The organism is Gracilibacillus sp. Marseille-QA3620 (genome assembly GCF_054950035.1).
In genome coordinates this window covers 2,488,976-2,511,966 of the sequence record NZ_CM143102.1, presented here as the reverse complement: position 1 = coordinate 2,511,966, position 22,991 = coordinate 2,488,976, and the positions used below count along the sequence as shown (strand labels likewise).

Annotated in this window: 22 protein-coding genes; 19 read left to right on the top strand and 3 right to left on the bottom strand. The window is 44.4% G+C overall.

Annotated elements, in window-relative coordinates:
* The first annotated feature begins 354 nt into the window (after positions 1-354).
* From ACY8DX_RS12660 to ACY8DX_RS12645, 4 genes are all read left to right on the top strand, one after another.
* Positions 355-3,993, top strand: coding sequence for a dynamin family protein (locus ACY8DX_RS12660; protein ID WP_462405321.1), 3,639 nt, complete (start codon positions 355-357; stop codon positions 3,991-3,993).
* Positions 3,959-4,801: a sulfurtransferase gene (locus ACY8DX_RS12655; RefSeq protein WP_439802439.1), complete on the top strand. Its 843-nt coding sequence runs from the start codon at positions 3,959-3,961 to the stop codon at positions 4,799-4,801. The genes ACY8DX_RS12660 and ACY8DX_RS12655 overlap by 35 nt, the downstream gene beginning before the upstream one ends.
* Positions 4,802-4,917: 116 nt before the next feature.
* A complete protein-coding gene (locus tag ACY8DX_RS12650; protein WP_049670619.1) occupies positions 4,918-5,805 on the top strand; it encodes a 5'-3' exonuclease in 888 nt (295 codons plus the stop codon).
* A 418-nt stretch (positions 5,806-6,223) separates the two neighbouring features.
* On the top strand, positions 6,224-6,493 hold the full coding sequence (locus ACY8DX_RS12645; protein WP_049670620.1) for a DUF6123 family protein: 270 nt from the start codon (positions 6,224-6,226) through the stop codon (positions 6,491-6,493).
* Between the two features lie 48 nt (positions 6,494-6,541).
* Here ACY8DX_RS12645 and ACY8DX_RS12640 read toward each other — a convergent pair whose 3' ends face one another.
* The gene (locus ACY8DX_RS12640) at positions 6,542-6,937 is read right to left on the bottom strand and encodes a reverse transcriptase-like protein (protein ID WP_439802438.1); all 396 of its coding nucleotides are present in this window, start codon (positions 6,935-6,937) and stop codon (positions 6,542-6,544) included.
* A 176-nt stretch (positions 6,938-7,113) separates the two neighbouring features.
* Between ACY8DX_RS12640 and ACY8DX_RS12635 the strand changes: the two genes are divergently transcribed.
* Both ACY8DX_RS12635 and ACY8DX_RS12630 read left to right on the top strand, forming a co-directional pair.
* Positions 7,114-7,779, top strand: a complete 666-nt coding sequence (locus ACY8DX_RS12635) for a reverse transcriptase-like protein (RefSeq protein ID WP_462405320.1) — start codon at positions 7,114-7,116, stop codon at positions 7,777-7,779.
* A 4-nt stretch (positions 7,780-7,783) separates the two neighbouring features.
* The gene (locus ACY8DX_RS12630) at positions 7,784-7,978 is read left to right on the top strand and encodes a zinc-finger domain-containing protein (protein ID WP_049670623.1); all 195 of its coding nucleotides are present in this window, start codon (positions 7,784-7,786) and stop codon (positions 7,976-7,978) included.
* A 53-nt stretch (positions 7,979-8,031) separates the two neighbouring features.
* Here ACY8DX_RS12630 and cspD read toward each other — a convergent pair whose 3' ends face one another.
* Together cspD and metA are read right to left on the bottom strand one after the other, a co-directional pair.
* Positions 8,032-8,235: a cold-shock protein CspD gene (cspD, locus tag ACY8DX_RS12625; protein WP_049670624.1), complete on the bottom strand. Its 204-nt coding sequence runs from the start codon at positions 8,233-8,235 to the stop codon at positions 8,032-8,034.
* A gap of 197 nt (positions 8,236-8,432) precedes the next feature.
* Positions 8,433-9,341: a homoserine O-acetyltransferase MetA gene (metA, locus tag ACY8DX_RS12620; protein ID WP_049670625.1), complete on the bottom strand. Its 909-nt coding sequence runs from the start codon at positions 9,339-9,341 to the stop codon at positions 8,433-8,435.
* A gap of 183 nt (positions 9,342-9,524) precedes the next feature.
* Here metA and ACY8DX_RS12615 point away from each other — a divergent pair, with 183 nt between their 5' ends.
* From ACY8DX_RS12615 to ACY8DX_RS12555, 13 genes are all read left to right on the top strand, one after another.
* On the top strand, positions 9,525-11,213 hold the full coding sequence (locus ACY8DX_RS12615; protein ID WP_049670626.1) for a formate--tetrahydrofolate ligase: 1,689 nt from the start codon (positions 9,525-9,527) through the stop codon (positions 11,211-11,213).
* A gap of 52 nt (positions 11,214-11,265) precedes the next feature.
* Complete coding sequence (locus ACY8DX_RS12610; protein WP_462405319.1) at positions 11,266-11,871, top strand: hypothetical protein; 606 nt, start codon at positions 11,266-11,268, stop codon at positions 11,869-11,871.
* Between the two features lie 38 nt (positions 11,872-11,909).
* Positions 11,910-12,386, top strand: coding sequence for a glutathione peroxidase (locus ACY8DX_RS12605; RefSeq protein WP_462405318.1), 477 nt, complete (start codon positions 11,910-11,912; stop codon positions 12,384-12,386).
* Positions 12,387-12,473: 87 nt separating this feature from the next.
* Positions 12,474-13,316 carry a DegV family protein gene (locus ACY8DX_RS12600; RefSeq protein WP_462405317.1) on the top strand — a complete coding sequence of 281 codons (843 nt, stop codon included), beginning with the start codon at positions 12,474-12,476 and terminating at the stop codon, positions 13,314-13,316.
* Positions 13,317-13,331: 15 nt separating this feature from the next.
* A complete protein-coding gene (locus ACY8DX_RS12595) occupies positions 13,332-13,943 on the top strand; it encodes an HD domain-containing protein (protein WP_462405316.1) in 612 nt (203 codons plus the stop codon).
* Positions 13,940-15,832 (top strand): ABC-F family ATP-binding cassette domain-containing protein, encoded by a 1,893-nt coding sequence (locus ACY8DX_RS12590; RefSeq protein ID WP_439802434.1) that lies wholly within the window; start codon positions 13,940-13,942, stop codon positions 15,830-15,832. Before ACY8DX_RS12595 ends, ACY8DX_RS12590 begins: the two co-directional genes overlap by 4 nt.
* A gap of 76 nt (positions 15,833-15,908) precedes the next feature.
* Positions 15,909-17,042, top strand: coding sequence for a conserved virulence factor C family protein (locus ACY8DX_RS12585; protein WP_049672851.1), 1,134 nt, complete (start codon positions 15,909-15,911; stop codon positions 17,040-17,042).
* A gap of 77 nt (positions 17,043-17,119) precedes the next feature.
* Positions 17,120-18,070, top strand: a complete 951-nt coding sequence (locus ACY8DX_RS12580; RefSeq protein WP_462405315.1) for a bile acid:sodium symporter family protein — start codon at positions 17,120-17,122, stop codon at positions 18,068-18,070.
* A 240-nt stretch (positions 18,071-18,310) separates the two neighbouring features.
* Entirely contained in the window at positions 18,311-20,026 is a 1,716-nt protein-coding gene (gene ilvD, locus ACY8DX_RS12575) for a dihydroxy-acid dehydratase (RefSeq protein WP_462405314.1), read from the top strand.
* 91 nt (positions 20,027-20,117) lie between these two features.
* Positions 20,118-20,549, top strand: coding sequence for a BrxA/BrxB family bacilliredoxin (locus tag ACY8DX_RS12570; protein WP_439802431.1), 432 nt, complete (start codon positions 20,118-20,120; stop codon positions 20,547-20,549).
* 67 nt (positions 20,550-20,616) lie between these two features.
* Positions 20,617-21,393 (top strand): class I SAM-dependent methyltransferase, encoded by a 777-nt coding sequence (locus tag ACY8DX_RS12565; RefSeq protein ID WP_049670634.1) that lies wholly within the window; start codon positions 20,617-20,619, stop codon positions 21,391-21,393.
* Between the two features lie 59 nt (positions 21,394-21,452).
* A complete protein-coding gene (locus tag ACY8DX_RS12560) occupies positions 21,453-22,046 on the top strand; it encodes a YpjP family protein (protein WP_462405313.1) in 594 nt (197 codons plus the stop codon).
* A 97-nt stretch (positions 22,047-22,143) separates the two neighbouring features.
* On the top strand, positions 22,144-22,908 hold the full coding sequence (locus ACY8DX_RS12555) for a TerC family protein (protein WP_049670636.1): 765 nt from the start codon (positions 22,144-22,146) through the stop codon (positions 22,906-22,908).
* The last annotated feature ends 83 nt before the right edge of the window (positions 22,909-22,991 follow it).

Genomic DNA, 22,991 nt, shown 5'->3' with positions numbered 1-22,991 from the left:
AGACATTCTCAACTGTACTACATAACAGGGAAGGTGCATATCATGGTTTGGGTATTTGTCGGCACAACTGTTACAACTTTTAGCACGGTGATGGTTTATGTTTTGAATAATGTGGCCAGCCCAAAGTGAGTGTTTGTCTCAGAAATTCCAAATACAAACGCTCTCTTTGGTTAGCTGGATTAGACTTGGTATAAATGAATAAGTGAACGGTATAGGAATGCGTAAGGAGAGTCATCTTTCGGATTCCTTTTTTGTTTTTTTTGTGATTTCAGAATTGGGGATAAACAATGGTCAATTTGCCGGTCTTTCATGTAAAATAAGAAAATGAAGTCACGACAATTTAAGGGGATTGCTATGATCACACACAAGAGTCAGAATGATTACATGTATCTTTACGGCATATATCGATTTTTTGACCGAAGCGGGGATAGGGAGCGGTCAGAAAAGACGAAGGAAATCATGGAAAAAATGTATGATAATAAGTACAGTTTAGCTTTTTGCGGACATTTTTCGGCTGGGAAATCTACGGTTATCAATTATTTGCTTGGCCAGACTGTGCTGCCATCGAGTCCTATCCCAACGAGTGCGAATATCGTTCGTATTGAAAGCGGTAACGGGGAAGCTCGAATTACATTGGCTGACGGACGGATTGCTGTATTTCCTCCGCCAATCAATTTTTCAGTGATGAAAGATTATGCGAAGAATGGTGCGGAAATACAAAGTATTAATTTACGAATCGAAGGTTTTCCCTTTGGGGACCAGGTTGCCCTTCTCGATACACCGGGAATTGATTCGACTGATGATGCACATGAACGTTCGACTGCTTCAAGCTTTCATATGGCTGATTCTGTTTTTTATGTGACGGATTATAACCATATTCAGTCAGAGGTCAATTTTCAGTTTACGAAAGATTTAACGAAGATGGGGAAAAAGCTGTATATCATCATCAATCAGATCGATAAGCATGACGATCGAGAGCTTCCCTTCTCCACCATCAAGGAGAGTGTGAGGCGGGCATTCCATGAGTGGGATGTAAAGCCTGAAGAGATTTATTATACAACCATGAGAGAGGAAGACCATCCGTATAATCAGGCTCGGAAGGTGAAGGAGAAGATTGAAGAGCTTTCAAGGATCCCGTTACAAATGGATATTCCTTCCCTTGTAAGAAGACTTATTGATGAGCATCTTGCATGGAGGAATGCACAGGATGAGGATTTGTATATGGCCCTATCTGAAAAGCTTCGTTCCTATGATCCTGTCTTATTGGAAGCTGTTGAGCAGTCAGAGCGGCTGGATAAGAAAATCCAGACATACGGTGAGGAAGCGAAACGCCGCTTTGAGGAGAAGGCCAATGCCATTCTGAAGAATGCAAACCTGACTCCTTATGAAACGAGGGAGATTGTAAGGCAATACCTTGAAGCTAATGTTACCTCCTTTAAGATTGGCTTCTTTGGGAAACAGAAAACCTTGCAGGAGCGTGAGCGAAGAAGGCAGCTGCTAGAGGAGGATGTGAAGAAGCAGACAGATTCTACCGTCATCTGGCACCTGCAGGAACTGTTTCGTAATCTGCTTTCAGAGTATCCTGGTGATAAGCAAAAGGGATTGGATCTTATACAAGCGTTTACGTATGAAATTCCGTACGGTGATTTGTTAAAGATAGAGCCGCTTGCCGCTATGACAGGTGACCTTGTTCTGAACTTCTCTGACCGTCTTGCTTCAGATATTAAGAAATCATCGTTACATCAGGCAAAGATTTTGGCAGACAGGTTGTTTAATGATTGGGAAAAGGAACGTAAAGGCTTATTTAAAACGGTGAAAGTAAGAATGGAAGAAACCCCGGATCTCTTGGAAGTATGGGATAAGTGGCAGAATGCCAAACAGGAGCAATTGGCTTATGAGGCAGAGGTTATGAAAGAATTAGGGAAGCGGCCAAGGTTCCCGCTAGCTGAGATTGAGGATTTCCTGAAACCGGAAGAACAGGTGGAGGTTATCATTCCGAAAGAAACGGATGAGATGAATCAGTCAGAGCAAGAATTGGATGAACCGGCGGTTGACGGAGCTGAAAAGAATCAAGTAAATCTTCCGCCCGCTAATGATATTATGGACCGGCTTTTGCAAGCTGCTGCGATATTAAAGGATGTTCCAGGGTTTAAGAAGCAAGCGGCAGAATTGAGCGCTCGTTCACTTAGCTTCCAAAACCAAACGTATACATTAGCTTTATTTGGTGCCTTCAGTGCAGGCAAATCGTCCTTTGCCAATGCTCTTTTAGGGTCTAATTTACTGCCAGTCTCTCCAAATCCAACAACGGCCGTTATCAATCGAATTCTCCCGCCCACTGGTGAGCATCGGAATGGAACGGCGGTCATTTTCGCTAAGACAGAAAAGATGCTAATTGATGATTTGAACGGTATATGGTTGGATGAAGGGCTTAATGTCCAAGATTTGGAGCTGGCGAAGCGCCAGGCAAAGACTCTTTTAGCTAAGAAAAGAGAGGCACTTGGACTTCGCGCTTCCTTCCTGGAAGCATTCATGACCGGTATTGACCAGTTCAAAGCCAATCTTGGGGAAGTATTCACGGTTAGCATCGATGATTTTGCCGCCTATGCGACGGATGAAGCAAAATCCTGCTTCATTGAGAAGATTGATCTGTATTATGATTGTGAACTGACGAGAAAAGGAGTCATTCTTGTCGATACTCCTGGAGCAGATTCGATTAATGCTAGACATACAGGTACATCATTCAATTATATTAAGCACTCGGATGCGATTTGCTTTATAACATATTATAACCATCCTTTCTCGAGGGCAGACAGGAACTTCCTTGACCAATTGGGCCGGGTAAAGGATTCCTTCAGCTTGGATAAAATGTTCTTCCTTTTGAATGCGGCAGACCTTGCAGCGGATGAACAGGAACGAGAGCTAGTGGTGGAATACTTGGATTCTCAGTTAAGGGAATCTGGCATCAGGAATCCACGTATATTCCCTATCTCGAGCCGATCGGCACTACAGATGCGAACAGGCTCGCAGGATGAGAATGCCGAGCGCTATGTCTATTTGTTCGAAAAATTTGAGGAGGCCTTCCATGGGTTTCTTGATCATGACTTAAAATCCTTGCTGCTCACCGCAAGTTGGTCGGAGCTGCAGAAAGCCTATCATTTATTGTGTCAGTCGGTTGAGTTGGCAAATGAGAGTGAAGAGAAGAAGCAGGAGAGAAAAGAATCGCTTGAACGAAACTGGCAAGAGATTCAAAAGCTCCTGCAAGAAAAAACATTTACTCATGAAGGTGAATTGGCAAGGCAGGAGGCAGAAGAGCTCCTGTTCTACAGCAAGCAGCGTTTAGGCTTGAATTTCCCGAGTGTTTTCAAGGAATACTTCCACCCGGGAAGAATAACCAATGATAGACAATCATTAGTCAGAAGCATGAATCTCCTGCTTGATGATATGAAACTGGTGATTATGAATGAATGGCAGGCTGCCTCGCTTCGGTTAGAGAAGGTGATTGAGAAGACAATGAGGGAAGCCTATCTGCGACTGGCAGAATCAGCTCAAGCAGTTCAGAAGGATTGGGCATTTGGCGCGCCTTCTCTCGCAGTCCAAGAGGAATTCCTCCAACAATCTCCATTAGAGAATGTGAGTGCAAGAGATTTCAAGGAGGAATTAAGACTATTCAAGGGGACAAATGCCTTCTTCGAAAAGGATGGACGCAAAGCGATGGAGCGGTCTGTTTATGACAAGCTTGAGACGCTGATTGATGAATACTATACCGAACAAAAGAAAAGTCTGTTATCGTATGCAGAGCATATAACTGAGGCATTAGGCAAACAATTGACCAGCTCCATGCTGGCTGATGGGGCAGAGATTGTTTCTGGCCTAAAGCAAATGCTAGAGGAGCAGTCGAATTCGGCTGCTTATGAGCAGGCGGCTGAACGTCTTGGCAGCATAATGAAGAGAGAAGGGAATGATCGAAAGGTTGACACTTATACAAGAACCTGAATGGCTGTTCCAGCGATTGACCGACAGCCGCGTGAGGATCGTCGATTGCCAATATGACCTATCTAATGAGGGGAAGGGTCGGGAAAGCTATAATGAAGAGCACATTCCCTCAGCTGCTTATGCAGATACTGGAGGAGACCTTTCCTCAAAAGTATTGGAGCATGGGGGCAGGCATCCGCTGCCTTCAAAAGAAACGTTCGTCCGTTTTATGCAGCAATTAGGCGTTGACCAAGATTCCATCGTCATTGCCTATGATGGAGGAGAAGGAGCCTTTGCTGCCCGATTTCTTTGGCTTAGCGAGCTTTATGGCTATAGCGGCGTATACGTCTTAAATGGAGGTTTGAAGGCTTGGAAAGAGCAGGGTTATCCAGTAACAGCCGAAATTCCTAATTTGCCATCTTCTGATTACTGGCCAGAAGAAGAAAATAAGGTCTTGGCTGCATACGAAGAGGTGAAAGCACTCTCAGCCGGCAAAGCAGCTGGTGTTTTGATTGACTCCAGGGAAGAGGGCCGTTACATGGGTCTCTATGAGCCAATTGATGCGAAGTGCGGCCATATCCCGAAAGCCATCAATTATGAATGGATGGGAAATCTAGATGATGGCCTCTATTTGAAGGACAGCCAGCTTGCCGGCCGCTTTGCCGATATTGATAGAGAGACATCCATTATGGTTTATTGCGGGTCTGGCATTACCGCATGTGTTAACTACATTGCTCTCAAGCAGGCTGGTTATCAGGATGTAAAAGTCTATGGCGGCAGTTTTAGCGATTGGATCTCTTATGATGAAAACCCTGTTGAAACAAACTGAGGAGGAAGACCTTTGCTTCTGGCAATTTTTATTTGGGGCAGCCTGAGGCTTCCTATGCTAAAATGGAGCAATCATGATATTATTTCAAGACCGAATAGAGAACAGGGGATGCAATCATGCAGGACAATCGTACACTCTTATTAATCGATGGTTTCAATCTGCTCAGCCGCGGCTATTTTGCGACAGCGTACGGCAAGACAGAGGACCAATTATATAAAAGCAGCAATGGCGTATATACGAACGCACTTCGGGTATTCTTCCAGAAAATGTTTTCTCTTGTGCGAACAAATGAGGTGACCCATCTGGCTGTTGCTTGGGATGTGAAGAGGGAAGAGTCCTCTAGACGCCAGAAGTATGATTTCTACAAGGCGACAAGAGGGGAACTGCCAGCACCGCTTATTATGCAATATGAGGTATTGCGGGAGGTACTGGATAAGGCAGGAGTAAAACAGCTTTCCGTACCGTCCTATGAGGCGGATGATGTGATTGGAACCATCTCGACGCTTTGGAGCATGAATGAATTTGGGCACTGCTATATTTACAGTAATGACCGAGATTTATTCCAGCTTCTCAATGAACGGACAACACAGATTATTGCCGGTAGGGCGGGTGAGACTCACTATACTATTGACCAGTTCAGACTTGATTATGGAATTGATTCAGCGCAGTGGGTGGATGTGAAGGCTTTGCTCGGAGATTCAAGCGATAATATTCCGGGATGTCCGGGAATTGGAGAGAAGACGGCCTTGCCGCTTATCCAGCATTACGAATCGCTTGAGGGTCTTTATGAGCAGCTGGAGGAACTTGATTCGAAGTTCAACCGCTGCCGAAAGAAATTACATGCTGGGAGAGAGTCAGCCTTTATCAGCAAGGAGCTTGCACAAATTATCTGTGATATCGAGGAATTCACAGCCTGGACGCATGAAGAGCTGATGTACATGCCTGACCATGACCGCTTAGAGGAAGAGCTGTCGAAATTAGACTTGAATATACGGACACGTTAAACTGAAAAAGGCTGGGACATAAATACTTCAGTCAATGATAAACCTGAATGATTAGACGATAAAGGAATGATTCTATCGTCTAATCATTCGGGTCTTTATTTGTTGTTTTCCCTGTATGAGTTGATTGTGGCTTTCTACTATTAGTGACTAGGGGAATGGAGCGAAATGTACTCGACTCCTGCGGGAAGTAGAGGGAAGCGAGTGCATTTCGTGAAATGAAACGGACTTGTCTTTCCAACTGCTATTGATTACAAAGAATAAATGACAATCATTCATTTTTGAGGATCATTGATTAAGTTTTGTCCCAACCTCTATGTTATGGCCTTATTCAGACAATTCGACAAAAAACTGTATCCAACTCCATAAAAATGTTTTACAATTATCATGTATTGACGTGAAGGAGTGTGTTTCAGGGGTCATGGAAAAATTAGAAGAATACATATGTACATTGTCTTCAAAGGGGTTCAAGCTTGGAGAAGAGGCAATTGGTTTTATCTATTTTGGAAAAGAGATGACTTCGGCGCCAGATTGGATCGCCAATATTGCCATAGAATGCACACTGAAAGCGCAAAGACGCTTTGATGGCGGCTTCTATGTGTCATTGCTTGAAACATTAATGAATAATAAGGTTTCTTCAAGGAAGGAAGCCTATTACTTAATGAAGGAATATGGAATACAGGTCTCCTAAATATCATGGCCCAGATTCATCAGTTGAATCTGGGCCATTTCTTATGGGTTACTGGTCATTCTTACGGATAGCCTCTCGAGAGAGCTGGTCAGCTGTCTTGTTTTGTGATTCAGGAATCCATTTAATAAAAAACAGAGGAAACGCTGCGGCGAGCTGCAATGCTTCGGCGAGCAGGGAACGGTACGGCTCCTTTTTGACAAATTCCTTCTCAACCGCATCGGCGACATGCTTGGAATCTGTGCGGACAGAGATGATATCGTCATAGCCCTTCTCCTGGCAAATGCGAAGGGCATGAATCAAGGCTAAATATTCTGCCTCGTGATTATCCCGCGTACCAAGGGGAATAGAATAACGTTCCTGACCCTCACCGGTTTTAATGAAAATACCGGCCCCGCTCAGTCCGGGATTGCCTTTAGCGGCCCCGTCAATATATACTTCTATCATGGTTAAAACATCCTTCTATTCAGCCAAATTAACGCTTTTAGATACAAATTACCTCAGTTGAAGGGAAAAGTCCATAGTTATACTGGACCGTAAAAAAGGTTACGTTAAGTATGAGTAATGCTTTCGGGGCATATAAGAAGTTATACGGTGATCATTTCATTCGAAAGGAGACCCAAATGAAGGTTACATTAAGATGGAATTATACGAAATCAAAGCTTCCCTCCGTCCTGTTTACTTCAGAGGAAATGGATAGTGAAACCGCCGTTCAGATTGCGGCGGACCTAGAAAAAATCGGTCGGGCAAAGGAAATGATATTCATCGATGAGATTGGACAGGAGTGGACAAAGAAACAGTTCCTCAAGCTGACGGAGAAAACAAAGGAAGACCCGCATGAGTTTGTTGTCTATTTTGATGGAAGCCATGTGCCGGGAGAAACTTCAGCGGGCGCGGGTGTCGTCATATATTACAAACAAAACGGGAAAATCTTCCGTGCAAGGTATAATGAACGCTTTGATCAAATCGAGGATAATAATGAAGCCGAGTATTGTGCCCTATATGCAGCCTGTCTTAAAGTAGAGGAAATGGGAGCAAGGCATCAGCGCATTAGCCTAAAAGGCGATTCTCAGGTTGTGTTAAATCAGCTCTCAGGGGAATGGCCATGCTTTGATGAAGCATTGAACAAGTGGCTTGACCGGATTGAGAATAAGCTGAGGGAACTTGGACTTGAATATGAGGTCGAGCCCGTTCAGCGGAAAGCCAATGAAGAAGCACATCGATTAGCTCAGCAGGCGCTTCAAGGTACCTCTATAAACAGTGTGCTTGAAGTGCCGGCAGGAGGATGAACGAATGAGGGAGAGAGGTCAAAAGAAACAAACGTTTCGGCAGGTTGATCATTTATTGAATACGTATTGCAATGGATGCTTTTTGCATAAGCAGCTCGTGTCGGATCATGGACGGAGACATGCCCACAGATTCTGCATTACACAATGTACGGTCGGCGAGCAGCTGAAAATGATAGGCAGCCGATTGAATGAAGAGTAGAAAGAAGAAAAGCCGCCATATGGAAGTATGGCGGCTGTTTGCTTATTAAGTAGTTATTGAGCTTTTTGAACGTTCGCTGCTTGCGGTCCTCTTTCTCCATCGACGATTTCGAAAGTTACTTCTTCGCCTTCGTTCAAGGATTTGTAGCCTTCGCCTTGGATAGCAGTGAAGTGTACGAATACATCGTCTCCGCCTTCAACCTCGATGAATCCAAAGCCTTTTTCGTTGTTAAACCATTTTACTTTACCAGTTTGCATCTTTTTATTCCTCCTAAAACTGTGGCCCATATGAGCCAATAACATATTATCAGAACCGCAATAGGGTGGTCATGACAATTACAATATACAATATTTAAATAGATGGTGTCAAAATGAATCGTGCGAATTAAGTGAATATTTAATTAGTGGGAAAAGCTGCTGATTCTTGATTGTCCTTATGCATTGTTATGCAAACATCAATTCCAATCATATGGTGTCGCCTGATAGACATAATAGTTCAGCCAGTTTGCAAACAAGAGGCTTGCATGACTCTTCCATGTATGTAATGGTTTTTCCTTTGGATTATTATTAGGGAAATAATTCTCTGGTATTGGCGCATCAGTTCCCTTTATCAAATCGCGTTCATATTCCTGGGCTAATGTGGACAGCTCATATTCAGGGTGCCCGGTAACCATAATTTGCTTCCCGTCTTTTGATGAGACGAGAAATAATCCCGCATGGTCGGATTCGGCCAGTACCATCAGCTCCTCATGATGGCGGATTTCTTCAGCTTCTACATCTGTATATCGGGAATGGGGAGCGTAAAAGATATCATCAAACCCTCTGACCAGCTGTTCGTGCGGCTTAAGGACATGATGGCTGTAAATGCCTGTACATTTCTTTGATAATAATTGTTTAGAAATACCGAAATGATGATAGAGGGCGGCCTGAGCTCCCCAGCATATATGCATCGTTGAGGTAACATGCTCCCTTGTCCAGTCCATGATATCTTTTAGTTCCTGCCAATAGTTCACTTCCTCGAATTCCATCTTTTCAACCGGTGCTCCAGTAATAATCATTCCATCAAACCGGTTGTTAGAAATTTCGTGGAATGTCTTATAGAACTGATTTAAATGAGAAGCTGATGTATGTTTACTCTCATGTGTCCGCATCCTAAGAAAGGTAATATCCACCTGTAAGGGCGTATTTCCGAGGAGGCGGAGAAGCTGGGTTTCAGTTTTCTCCTTTTCCGGCATTAAGTTAAGGATTAAGATCTTGAGCGGGCGGATATCCTGGCTCATCGCTCGAATATCATCCATGATAAAAATATTTTCGTTCTCTAAGATTTTCTTCGCAGGAAGAAGCTTAGGAATGGTAATTGGCATGCTGGAAGCCTCCTTTTCACCTCGAATGGATTATCCGATGGAGTTATAATAATTGGAAAATTCAATCAATGGTTGCAATATTTACTATTGTATTCATATTTTTATTGGCTGGCAAATATAAAATGTGTGTCTCTGATATGATTTTTGTTAAACTAGAGGTGAGAAAGTAAGAGGGGGACTACCATGAAATCGAACACAGTTGTCAAAACCGATATTGAAATTGCGATGGAAGCGGAATTGAAGCCGATTGCCGAAATTGCCGAGAAGCTGGGCATAACGGAAGAAGAATGGGAACCTTATGGGAGATATAAGGCGAAAATCTCTTTGGATGTTCTGAAGAAGAAGGCTGACACAGCCGATGGCCGTTTGATTCTTGTTACTTCCATAAATCCGACAAAAGCAGGAGAAGGCAAATCAACCGTTACTGTCGGTTTAGGCGATGCCCTCTCGCAGCTTGGAAAGAAAGCGGTCATTGCCATGCGTGAACCATCTCTTGGTCCTGTAATGGGAGTTAAGGGGGGAGCAACAGGCGGAGGCTATGCGCAAGTGCTCCCAATGGATGAAATTAACCTCCATTTCACAGGTGATATCCATGCCATTACAACGGCAAACAACGCTTTAGCGGCCTTCATCGATAACCACATCCATCAAGGAAATGACCTGAATATTGACCCGAGAAAGATTATTTGGAAGCGAGTGCTTGATATGAACGACCGTGCACTGCGCCAGATTGTCATCGGACTAGGTGGACCAAAACAAGGTGTACCGCGTGAAGATGGTTTTGACATTACGGTTGCTTCAGAAATCATGGCAATCCTATGTCTGGCTAATGATCTAGAAGATTTAAAGCTAAGACTTGGAAAGATTATTATCGGATATACATATGAAGATAAGCCAGTATCCGTGGCAGATTTAAAAGTAGAAGGTGCCTTAACCTTGCTTCTGAAGGAAGCTATAAAGCCGAATCTCGTGCAAACGGCCGAGCATACGCCATCCATCATTCATGGAGGACCTTTCGCAAATATTGCTCATGGCTGCAATAGTGTCATCGCCACAAAAATGGCCTTGAAGCTGGGAGATTATTGTGTGACAGAGGCTGGTTTTGGTGCTGATCTCGGCGGAGAAAAATTCTTAAACATTAAAACGGCTGCAGGCGGATTAAAGCCGGATGCTGTCGTGATAGTTGCAACGATTAGAGCCCTGAAATTACATGGGGGTGTCCCGGCAGGAGATTTAAAAGATGAGAATCTGGCTGCTCTTGAAGAAGGTTTCTCCAATTTAGTGAAGCATTGTGAAACAATCACGGCATTTGGACTGCCATTTGTCATTGCCCTAAATAAATTTTCCGGCGACACAGAGAATGAGGTTGCTTTATTCCAGCAATTATGCGAGAAATATCACTATACATGTTCATTAACTGAGGTGTGGGAAAAAGGTGGAGCCGGCGGTATAGACCTGGCAGAAAAGATTGAGGAAATAATCGAAAAAGATACTTCCTCCTTTAAAAGGCTCTATAATAATGAAGACACAATCAGTGAAAAAATCAGTAAGATTGCCCAGATTGTCTATGGAGCAGATCGAGTCGAATATTCCCCGGAAGCCCGGAAGCAGCTTCTGCAGTTTGAAGGTGAAGGCTGGGGCAAACTCCCGGTTTGTATGGCGAAAACCCAATACTCTCTTTCTGACGACCCAGCCAAAATTGGACGTCCGGAAGTCTTCACCATTAACATACGAAAATTAAAGCCTTCTATCGGAGCCGGATTTATCGTTGCCTTGACCGGAGATGTCATGACGATGCCTGGTCTGCCGAAAAAACCTGCAGCCCTTCAAATGGATGTCGATGAAAGTGGTAATGCAGCTGGTCTTTTTTAACAAAACATAAAACTTCAATCAGCGGGGAGCTTCTCCGCTGATTCACGAACCGATGATCATCCTTCTAAGCACCCTGCGTTATATTAAGTTTAGAGGCGCGATCTTACAGTTCGGTAAAGCGGGGAAAATCAGGGGTATTGGGAGTGATCGTTTGTTTGATCCAACGGTATTTGAGAACTTAAAGGTTGTGGCTGAAGGAGCCTTCTATGACTTGGATCTTGATGGAGAGTTAGCTGTTATAGACCGGCATGATCTCGTTGACCTTGCCCATATGTCTAGAAAATTTGAGATTATCGCCAGATTGAATGCAGACAAGGAAAAGGATGTGGAATGTACGTTTACTTTATCTGCCTCCATGTCTGCCTTTGCTGAAGAGAAGCTCATTGCCTTCACGAAAAGAAATCCCGGCTGTACGCTTAAATTCATGTTCCGTTTTATCAACCCTGAGCACCCGCTTAGGATCATACACATCCTGAAACAGACATGGGATAAGGGACATCAATACCGGGTTTTGAAGCATATGCCAATTGGCCATAACCGCGATGAAACCTATGTGACGATTGAGATTGAACGGGAAAAACTGATTTATGAAGAAGATGTTTCCTTGCTGCAAACGTATGTACAGCAAATACAGCATATCTTAAGTGCAGGAATGTAATAAAGAAACGGCAATTTTCACGAATGGAGAGGGTAATAATGAACCTTTATGACTTACAGGCTAAAACCATATCAGGTCATGATATTTCGTTAAGCGAGTATCGGGGAAAGGTTATCCTAATCGTGAATACAGCAAGTAAATGTGGCTTTACCCCTCAATACAGGGAATTAGAGGATTTCTATCAGAAATATCGTGAGCAGGGATTTGTCGTACTAGGCTTTCCATGTAATCAATTTATGGCACAGGAGCCTGGGGATGATATGGATATTCAAGCCTTCTGCAAGACAAATTACGGTGTAACCTTCCCGATGTTCAGTAAAATTGATGTTAGAGGGGAACGTGCCCATCCAATCTATAAATATTTGACGGAAAAAGCCCCTGGTGTAATGGGCTCAAAAGCAGTTAAATGGAATTTCACAAAATTTTTGATCGACCGTAACGGCGATGTCATTAAACGCTTTGCTCCTTCTACGAAAATGTCAGAGGTCGAACACAGCATCAAGGAATTACTCTAATGGAATCCCTCCCGCCTGGGAGGGATTCGTCATATTAGGTTGAAGGAAGAATAAAATGTTGTAGTCTCATATAGTAGGAGGAAAAGCATGAAAAAAGTAGCCTGGGTTACAGATAGTTCTGCTGTGCTGGATGAAAGTTTGCGGGAAAATCCTCACGTGTATGTTCTGCCTGTTCACTTAATCATAAATGGGAAATCCTATTTGGATGGAGTTGATTTGACGACAGAGGAGCTAGTCCGTCATTTGGACAATGGAGAAGTACCCTCCTCCTCACAGCCATCTGTAGGGGACTTTAAAAAGTTATATGAGCGCCTTGCAAAGGAGGAGTATGATCTCATTTTCTCCTTTCATGTGTCGAGTGAGCTCAGCGGTACTTATTCTTCAAGCGTGCAGGCAGGAAAGATGGTGGGAATTCCTGTCTTCAGTGTGGATTCAAGCTTTCTGTCCTATCCATTGACGCTTCTGCTCAAAAAAGCCATCAAGCTGTGGGACTTCTTCCAGGAGCCGGAGATTGTCATTCAGAGCATTCATGCCATAAAATCAAAGCTGAAGGTATTTGTTTGGATTGGCTCCCTTCAGCAGCTGCATAAAAGCGGAAGACTATCAGCGAGCAAGTACTTCCTTGGGAGCTTGATGAAAATTAAGCCAATCGTAACAATAGAGAATGGAAAACTTGAAATTAAGGCAAAGGTACGGACGTGGAAACAGGCGACAGATAAAATAAACAGCTATTTAAAGGAATCCATGGCATCAGGCAAAATTGAAGAGGTCTTTATGCTATATGGTCGTGATGAAAGGCAAACCCTCGAATGGAAAGAGATGATACAAGCGGAAGGGCTGGATGCTTCCCTCAGTGCTAACCCGCTTGGGACAGCACTAGCCCTCCATGCAGGTACAGGCACGGTTGGGATTGGCTGGCTGGAAAAATAAAAGGGGAATGATGGATTGGAACAGCTAATAAAAGAAGCGGAGATCTTTGTGAGCGAGCGATTTAAAGAGGACGTCACAGGACATGACTGGCTCCATATGGAAAGAGTCCGTCGACATTCTCGCAAGATTTGGGAAAAGGAACGAATGGGCAACCCGCTATACATGGATTTGGTTGCTCTTCTCCATGATGTGGATGATGACAAGCTGGCATTAACCGCGAATGATTTAACGCTTAAGGACTGGCTAATAATGAATAAGGTCCCGTCTGACATGGTGGAGAAGATCCTGACCGATACGGCTAATATCTCCTTTCGAAAGGGAAATCGTTCCTTGCTCTCACCAGAAGCATTGATCGTTCAGGATGCTGACCGGCTCGATGCCATCGGGGCTATCGGAATCGCGCGAGCATTCGCTTACGGCTCGAAAAGCGGCCAGCTCATTTGCAGGCAGGGAGAATGGAAGGAAGATAGAAAGAAGAAAAGCGGTAGTACGGTTGCTCATTTTTATGATAAATTACTAGTGATCAAAGACCTTATGAATACTGATACAGGCAGAGAAATGGCTGAAGAAAGGCATACTTTTATGCAGTCTTATCTTTGCCAGTTTGAAAAGGAATGGAAAGAATGAAAGTACTAAAAGGAATAGGCTTAAAAAAGGAATATGGCGATAAGGTGCTATTCGACCAAATCGAATTCTCTATTAGCGAGAATGAAAAAATTGGATTAATTGGACTAAATGGAACCGGTAAATCATCTTTAATGAAAATAATTGCAGGTGTGGAAGAGGCAGACGGCGGCAGCATTGATAAACCGAAGGACTACCGAATTTCCTTCCTTGGCCAAACCTTTGAGGTGGATGAGGAGGAGAGGGTTCTATCCTTTATCTACCGTAATGACTCACCCGTATTCCGTGTGGTAAAAGAATACGAGGAACTGCTCGAAGATATGAAGCTTGCTCCCGATAATCAAGCCTTGCTCGATAAAATGTTCAGCCTTCAAGCCAAAATGGATGCTGAGGGCGGCTGGGAAGTACACTCCAATGCTCAGATTATGCTCAATAAGCTTGGAATTACAGACATGAATGCAAAGATGGGGCATTTATCTGGCGGTCAGAAGAAAAGATGTGCCTTGGCAAAGGCTCTAATGGAAAAAGCAGATCTTCTCATTCTAGATGAGCCGACGAACCATCTGGATTATGAGAGCATTGCTTGGCTGCAGGAATATTTACAAAACTATCAAGGCTCCGTTCTCTTCGTGACGCATGACAGATATTTCTTGGATGCTGTAACCAAGAAGATTTGGGAGCTTGATAGGGGAATGCTTAATGCCTATGATGGGAACTATGAGAAGTTCATGGAGATTAAATCCATTCGTGACGAGGTGGAGGCACGGGCTGCTCATAAGCTCTCTAGACTTTACGCGGCTGAGCTTGCCTGGATGAGAAAGGGTGCAAAGGCACGGACAACAAAGCAGAAGGCAAGAATCCAGCGTTTCGAAAGCCTGCAGGAGAAAACAAACCAAACAACGAGCACAGAGGACCTCAGCTTGGACGTCTCCTCATCAAGACTGGGCAAGAAGGTACTTGAGCTGAAAGATGTACGGAAGTCATTTGGAGACAAGGTTCTCTTTAAGCCGTTTTCCGTCATCCTGCAAAAAGGGGACCGAATCGGTATTATCGGATCTAATGGGAGCGGGAAGACAACCATGCTGAAGATGCTGGCTGGAGAAATTCCTGTTGGCGGCGGAGAGATTGACCGTGGTGCAACCGTGAATATCGGTTATTACACACAGGAAAATGAAGATCTGCCATTGAACAAGCGCATGATTGAATACATTCGTGAAACAGCTGAAGCGATCACGCTCGCAAATGGAGAGCGGGTATCAGCCGCACAAATGCTTGAGCGCTTTCTGTTTGAACCATACACTCATGGGACCATCATTGGGAAATTGTCCGGAGGTGAAAGAAGGCGCCTTTATTTGCTTAAGATTTTGATGGGCTCCCCGAATGTCCTTCTGCTCGATGAGCCTACCAATGACTTGGATATCCAAACATTGACGGTGTTAGAAGAATACCTGCAGCATTTTCCTGGTGTTGTCGTGACCGTGTCACATGACCGCTATTTCCTTGATAAAACATGTACAAAGCTGTGGATATTTGATGGACAGGGAGAGATTAATGAATATCTTGGCCAGGCTACCGATTATTTCGAATGGCGTCAATCACTGGAGAGAGAGACGGTTCCCGAACAGAAAAACCCTGCTCCTAAACCTGCTCGAAAAGATGAGACAAAGCAGAAAAAACGCCTTTCCTATCATGAAATGCGGGAATGGGAAGGGATTGAAGATAAAATTGCCGGCGTAGAAGAAAGATTGGAAACAATCGCAGAAGAACTAGCGAATACAGGAAGTGATTTTGAGCTGGCCGCGAAGCTAACGGAGGAAGAGAACAGCTTGAACGAAGAGCTTGAACACTTGATTGAGCGCTGGACCTATTTATCCGAGAAGCAGGAAGGTTAAAATCATACGAATGTAAATATTTTGTCAAATATGCTACAATCCCCCTAGAGTTAAGTGGTCAGGGGGATTTTTTATGATGAAAATAATATCAATTGAACCAACACCAAGCCCAAATACAATGAAGGTCATCTTAAATGAAGAACTGCCAATGGGCAAAAGCACTAATTACAAAAAAGAGATGGCTGAAACCGCTCCGCCATTCATTAAAGAAATCCTTCAAATTGAAGGAGTAAAAGGCGTTTATCATGTTGCTGATTTCCTCGCCGTAGAAAGAAATGCCAAATATGATTGGCCGGCATTATTGATGCAGGTTCAGAGCATCTTTGGTGATGGTGAGCAGCAAAATGGATTGAACTCACTTGCCTCAGGACAAGGATTTGGCGAGGTGAAAGTTCAAATTCAAGTATTTAAGGGAATCCCTATACAAATCAAGGCAAACAGCGACCTCGAGGAAAAGAGATGGTCCATGCCGGATGAATTCCTGCATGCATTCAAGCAAGCCCAATTTGCCGCGGACAATGCCGTATTAATCAGGAAATGGAGTGATTATGGCAGCAGATACGGCAATTTAGATCAAATCGGCCAAGAAGTCATGGATGAATTGCTTGCAACGTATCCGGCAGAACGTCTGAATCAGCTTGTCGAAGATGCGAAGAATTCCAAGAATGATAGTATAGAGATCAGGAGAGTCCAACGAAAGAAGCTGACAGAAGAGGACTTAAACCATCCAGATTGGCGGGAGCGCTTTAAGGCCCTCGACCTTATGGAGGACCCTACCTTGGAAGATATTCCGCTGCTCGACAAAGCACTTGCAGATGAGAAAGCTTCCATCAGACGGCTTGCAGTTGTCTATTTAGGTATGATAGAAGATGTAAAGGTGCTGCCATACCTGTATAAAGGATTAAAGGATAAGAGTGTTACAGTCAGAAGAACGGCTGGTGATTGTCTCTCAGATCTTGGCTTTAAAGAAGCAATTCCTGCCCAAATGGAAGCATTAAAGGACCCTAGTAAACTTGTACGCTGGAGAGCGGCAATGTATCTATATGAAGTAGGAGATGAATCCGCGCTGCCAGCCTTGCGTCAAGCAGAGAATGATGAAGAATTCGAGGTTGCTCTGCAGGTGAAGATGGCCATTGAGCGGATTGAAAAAGGGGAAGAAGCACTGGGCTCTGTCTGGAAACAAATGACCGAGGCGCGTAAAGGCCAATAAACTAGAAATCTCGCTGCCGGGTATTGCCGGCAGCCTTTTTCCGTTCATCCATCTAAACACAGCAAGGAGATGTACATATGCTTCAATCGATTAATAGAATACTAAACTCCATCATGGCCTTCTTCATACCAGCCTGTCTGGTCATCGGCTTTTTTCTGACCGACCAGCTATTGTGGATGTCCGGATTAATCCCATGGGTCTTTGCCTTCATGACCTTTTCAGGTAGCTTGAACTCCAGCTTTTCCTCCTTTAAAGGGATCGTCAAGCATCCAGGGCCCATCCTCATTACGTTAGTCAGCTTACATATTATCATGCCCTTATTCGCCTACGGAGTAGGGCAGCTCTTTTACCCGGATGACCAATATACCGTGACCGGCATCGTTTTGGCTATGACTATTCCGGCAGGCATCACGAGCTTTGTCTGGGTTGTCATCTACCATGGAAACCGTACTCTAACATTGGCCATTATTTTAATCAGCTCATTATTATCACCCTTCATCGTACCTTTTAATCTTGCGGTACTCGTCGGAGAGAGTGTCCATATTGACTCGCTGCAAATTATGAAAGGTCTCTTTTGGATGGTTGTTTTCCCATCACTAGCCGGTATGCTCTTCAACTCCTTTACGAAAAAAGAAGTCATCCTCCGCCTCGACGAGATCTTAACGCCCATAACCAAATTTGGACTCGGATTTGTCGTCATGCTAAACGGCGCAGTCATCGCACCTTATATCAAGGAAACCATCAGCGGAAGATTGCTTCTCGTCGGAATCACTGTATTCGGGATTGCCTTATCAGGCTATGTTCTCTCCTATGTTGTCGCCAAAATAACTGGCCAGAACAAAGAATCAATCGTCTCCATGACCTTCTCAGGAGGGATGCGTAATATCAGCGCTGGAGCTGTTCTTGCAACCACTTACTTCCCGCCATCCGCCGCTGTACCAGTTGTACTCGGCATGCTCTTTCAGCAGCTAAGCGCAACCTTGTTTGGGAAAATATTAAATAAAAGACTGCATTTATTGGGTGAATGAGGATGAATGAGAAACGCAGGGATGCCTGCGTTTCTTTATTATGTGGAGGTGTAGGGGGAAGGGTGCGAGGAGTATGGGAAAAGCCAGGCAGTGTCCACCCTGTACCCATGCCTTATCTCCCTCGGGTAAAATGTAATTTCGTCCCTCACCTGCGAACTCTTTGCTAAATTGAAGAAATAGTTGAAATTTTTAGAAAAAAGTACTATATTGAATAGAAACTTACATATGGGGGCATGGGAGATGGAGAAAGACTTGCGTGTAAAGAGTAAAGTGATCAGTGATGGCGGACCGACGAGAGTGCCTAACCGCGCAATGTTGAGAGCTGTTGGATTTAAAGATGAAGATTTCAAAAAACCAATGATTGGTGTCGCTAGTACATGGAGTGAGGTGACGCCGTGTAATATTCATATTGATGAACTAGCCCGTTTAGCGAAGCAAGGGGCGGCAGAGGCAGGGGGAGCTCCGCTCATTTTCAATACGATTACGGTCTCGGATGGGATTTCCATGGGGACGGAAGGGATGCGTTATTCGCTGCCGAGCCGGGATTTGATTGCTGATTCTATTGAGACGGTGGTTGAAGGGGAGAGCCTGGATGGCTTTGTCGCTATTGGCGGCTGCGATAAGAATATTCCTGGTTGCTTGATTGCTCAGGCACGGATAAATCTGCCTTCTGTCTTCGTTTACGGCGGAACGATTGCTCCGGGAAAATTGAATGGCGGAGATATTGATATTGTTTCTGCTTTTGAGGGCGTCGGCCAGCATAATGCGGGTAATTTAGATGACGAGAGTTTGTATAAGATTGAATGTCATGCTTGTCCTGGAGCTGGTTCTTGCGGCGGGATGTACACGGCGAATACAATGGCGAGTGCAGCAGAGGCGCTTGGAATGAGCTTGCCGTATACTTCTTCGAATCCAGCTGTGTCTGCTGATAAGAAGGAGGATTGCTTGAAGGCAGGACAAGCGGTTTATCGGCTATTAGAGCTTGGTATTACGCCAAAGGATATCTTAACGAAGAAAGCCTTTGAGAATGCGATTACGGTTGTTATGGCGCTTGGCGGTTCGACGAATGCGACCCTTCATCTTATGGCCATTGCAACCACTGCTGGCGTGGATTTAACGCTTGCTGATTTTAACCGCATTCAGAAGAAGGTTCCGCATATCGCAGACATGCGGCCGAGCGGTCGATATGTTATGCAGGATCTTTACGAGGCAGGCGGTGTTCCAGCTGTTATGAAGAGATTGCTTGAGGCCGGTCTTCTTCACGGAGATTGCTTAACCGTTACAGGGAAAACCATTGCCGAGAATCTGGCGGAAGTGGAGGATTTGAAGGAGGGGCAGAAGGTTATTTATCCAATTGACCAACCCCTTAGAAAGGATGGCCCGCTTGTTGTATTGAAGGGGAACTTGGCGCCTTCTGGTGCTGTAGCAAAGGTGAATGGCCTTAAGGTAACAAAAATGACTGGGCCGGCGAAGGTGTTTGATGACGAGCCGAGTGCAACAGAAGCTATACTAAAAGGTGAAATTAAGCCGGGTGATGTGCTTGTGATTCGATTTGAAGGACCTAAGGGCGGCCCGGGTATGCCGGAAATGCTGTCCATTTCAGCTATTTTAGTCGGAAAGGGTCTAGGAGAATCGGTCGCATTGCTTACAGATGGTCGTTTTTCAGGCGGTTCTCACGGCCTTGTTATTGGTCATATTGCGCCAGAGGCGCAGGCTGGCGGTCCGATTGCATTCTTGCAGACAGGTGATATTGTAAGCATTGATGCGGAGGAACAAATCATCAATATGCATGTTTCGGATGAGGAGATTGCCCGCCGCCGAGAGAACTGGATTGCTCCGCCGCTTCATCCAAATGGAACGCTTGGCAAGTATGCAAGGCTTGTTTCCTGTTCTTCTAAGGGAGCCGTGACAGATTTATTTGAAGGTGAAGCTGTACTGCATACGGTGAAGAGATAAACTGGGTGTGCCGATGGTTCTTCTATCCTTGCGCCAGCTCGTGTTCTGATGTATCCTAACAGGAGAACAGTAAGAATTTGGGGGTATGAATATGTCCATGGCATATGATGAATATATGAAACAAATGGTGAAGCCGATGCGTGCTGAGCTAACAGAAGCCGGCTTTAAAGAACTGACAACTTCTGAGGAAGTAGATGCATTCATGGAGAATGCGGAAGGAACAACACTTGTTGTGATTAACTCTGTTTGCGGCTGCGCAGGCGGACTTGCAAGACCTGCTGCTGCTCAGGCGATTCAGGCAGAGGTGAAACCAGACCATCTTGTGACGGTTTTTGCCGGGCAGGATAAAGAAGCAACAGCTAAGATGCGGGAATACATCGCGGAAGTACCGTCAAGTCCTTCTATGGCTCTCTTTAAGGGAAATGAATTGGTTCACTTTATCCCAAGGCACGAGATTGAGGGCTTCACGCTTGAGGATGTCCGGGAAAACCTGCTCGGTGCCTTTAACCAATACTGCAAATAAGAATGGATGTGAGACTTTCCGGAACTGGGAAGTCTCTCTTTCGTTCGTTAAAAAAGGAGTAAGAAGCTTGTTTGTTACAACGATTGAGAGAACGAATGAACAACTGAATGATAAGGCTATGAAGTCAGCCGAGCAGCTAGGGCTTCTCTATGTGGAAAGAAAGAAGCGGACAATCAAGCAGCTTCAGGCTGATCTCCAAATGCCATGTATTGTGGTGGGGAAGGCTCGTACGGAATTGTATGACCTCGGCAGCGATAAGCCTTTATTCTTTCACCCGAATATGGCTGCCATTCGTATGAAGCGGATTGAAAGGGGAGAGATGGATCCATTCATCGACATGACTGGTCTTCATGAAGGAATGTCTATTCTTGACTGTACAATGGGGATGGCGGCGGATAGCTGGGTGGCTGCCTATGTTGTCGGAAGCTCGGGAATGGTAACTGGCTTAGAGGTTAACCCCTATATTCATTTCATCATGAATGAAGGCAGAAAACATTATGAAGACAGTCATTCACCTTATGGAGATGCTCTGAAAAGAATCAGGATGATTCGAGCTGATTATAATGATTATCTGCGAGAGGCAGAGGATAATACCTATGATGTGGTCTATCTCGATCCTATGTTTACGGAAACGGTTGAGGAAAGCATGGGTATGTTTGGGCTTAAAGGATTTGCTTCCTATGATGATGTAACGAGTGAAGCAATTGAGAATGCAAAGCGAGTTGCAAGGAAACGAGTTGTTCTAAAGGATCATTTTAGGAGCGGCCGTTTTGAGAAATACGGTTTCACTATACAGAAAAGAAAGTCTGCAAAATTTCATTTTGGTGTGATAGAATTAATTTAATAGTTCTTTATTTTTGGACAAATCATTTCAATAGAGCCATATAGCAGGCAGGTGAATCGATGAAGAATTGGTCCAGGTTTTTGAAAAAGACATTGGTCGTTGGTCTTTCGGTCTTAAGCTTCGGGGTAATCACTCCTTCCCAGTATCAGGATTGGTATGAGGGAACAAGCGCCAAGGATGTGAAGGACAAGCCGTATGCCATAACAGATGTCGCACAGACATTTGATGCGGCAGAAACGGTCGACCCGCAAGGTGAATTTCTTTCTTTTATGGTAAGCCAAGCAGAATCACAATCGATTGAAAAGTTTGGTCCGCGGATTGCTCCGATAATCCAAGATGAATTCTATTCTGCCGTGCTGCCGGGCATGCAGACAGCACTTGAAGAATTCTCCGCTGAATATCCGAATGAACGTCTTTCGGATATCGTGGTTTCGGAAAAGCCGGCAGGTGGTTTAGGTGAGAAAATCTTCCATTTGTATGACGGTGAAACAAAAAAAGACCTGATTCGTTTCCATGTAAGGCGCGAAAACCCTCCTGGGGAAGGTCATTGGTTCGAATTTCACTACCATACATATAAGGATGATTTCACCAATCATCATTCGATTGCACGAATTTATTGGAGCCAAAATACCCCGCCAAAATGGCTGAGCTGAAAAATGTTTCTGCCATGGGGACTTTAGGGAAGAATACGTTGGAGACAACGTATTTTTCTTATTTTTAGTGTAAAGAAACAGGAGATGACATACATCAATGAATGACTTTCTAATGCAATTGATTGACACATATGCTTCCTTCTTTGATTGGCAAATGTGGGTAAATGTTTTAACGGACCCAGTCAGCTGGGGCTTGATAGCCACATTGGTCGTGATGGAAGGATTGCTTTCAGCTGATAATGCCCTAGTCCTTGCGGTCATGGTCAAGCACTTGCCGCATAAACAAAGGAAAAAAGCGTTATTTTATGGCTTGCTCGGCGCTTACTTTTTCCGCTTTCTCGCTATCGGGATTGGCGTCTATCTCATCAAGATAGAGTGGGTGAAAGCCCTTGGTGCCGCCTACCTTGCTTGGCTTGCCTTTGATCATTTCTTCCGTAAGCCTAAGAATGAGGGAGAAGAGCTGGAGGTTAACAAGAAAGGACTTTTTATTCGGCTTTTTGGACCGTTTTGGGGAACAGTCGTTTCGGTTGAACTAATGGATATAGCCTTCTCCGTTGACAGCATACTCGCGGCATTCGGTGTGAGCCAAAAGGTATGGATTTTATTTGTTGGAGGTATTCTTGGCGTCTTGATGATGCGGGGGGTAGCTGGTGTATTCTTGAGACTGATTACGAAGATACCGGAATTGGAAAGTGCGGCTTTCGTGCTGATTGCCGTCATTTCCCTAAAGATGCTTTTATCCATCTTTGAAATCCATATTGGACACGGCTTATTCTTTGCTATCTTAGCTGTTATCTTCGGCGGAGCGATTGGGCTTCATTATTACCGGAAGAAACACCATCAAGAAAGAGCCCATTCTTAAAAAAGATAAGCGGCAAGGAGCTTGAGCATACAGCTTTCTTGCCGCTTGTTTTATTGGTTCTTTTTCAAGTGTTGGGGTAGAGT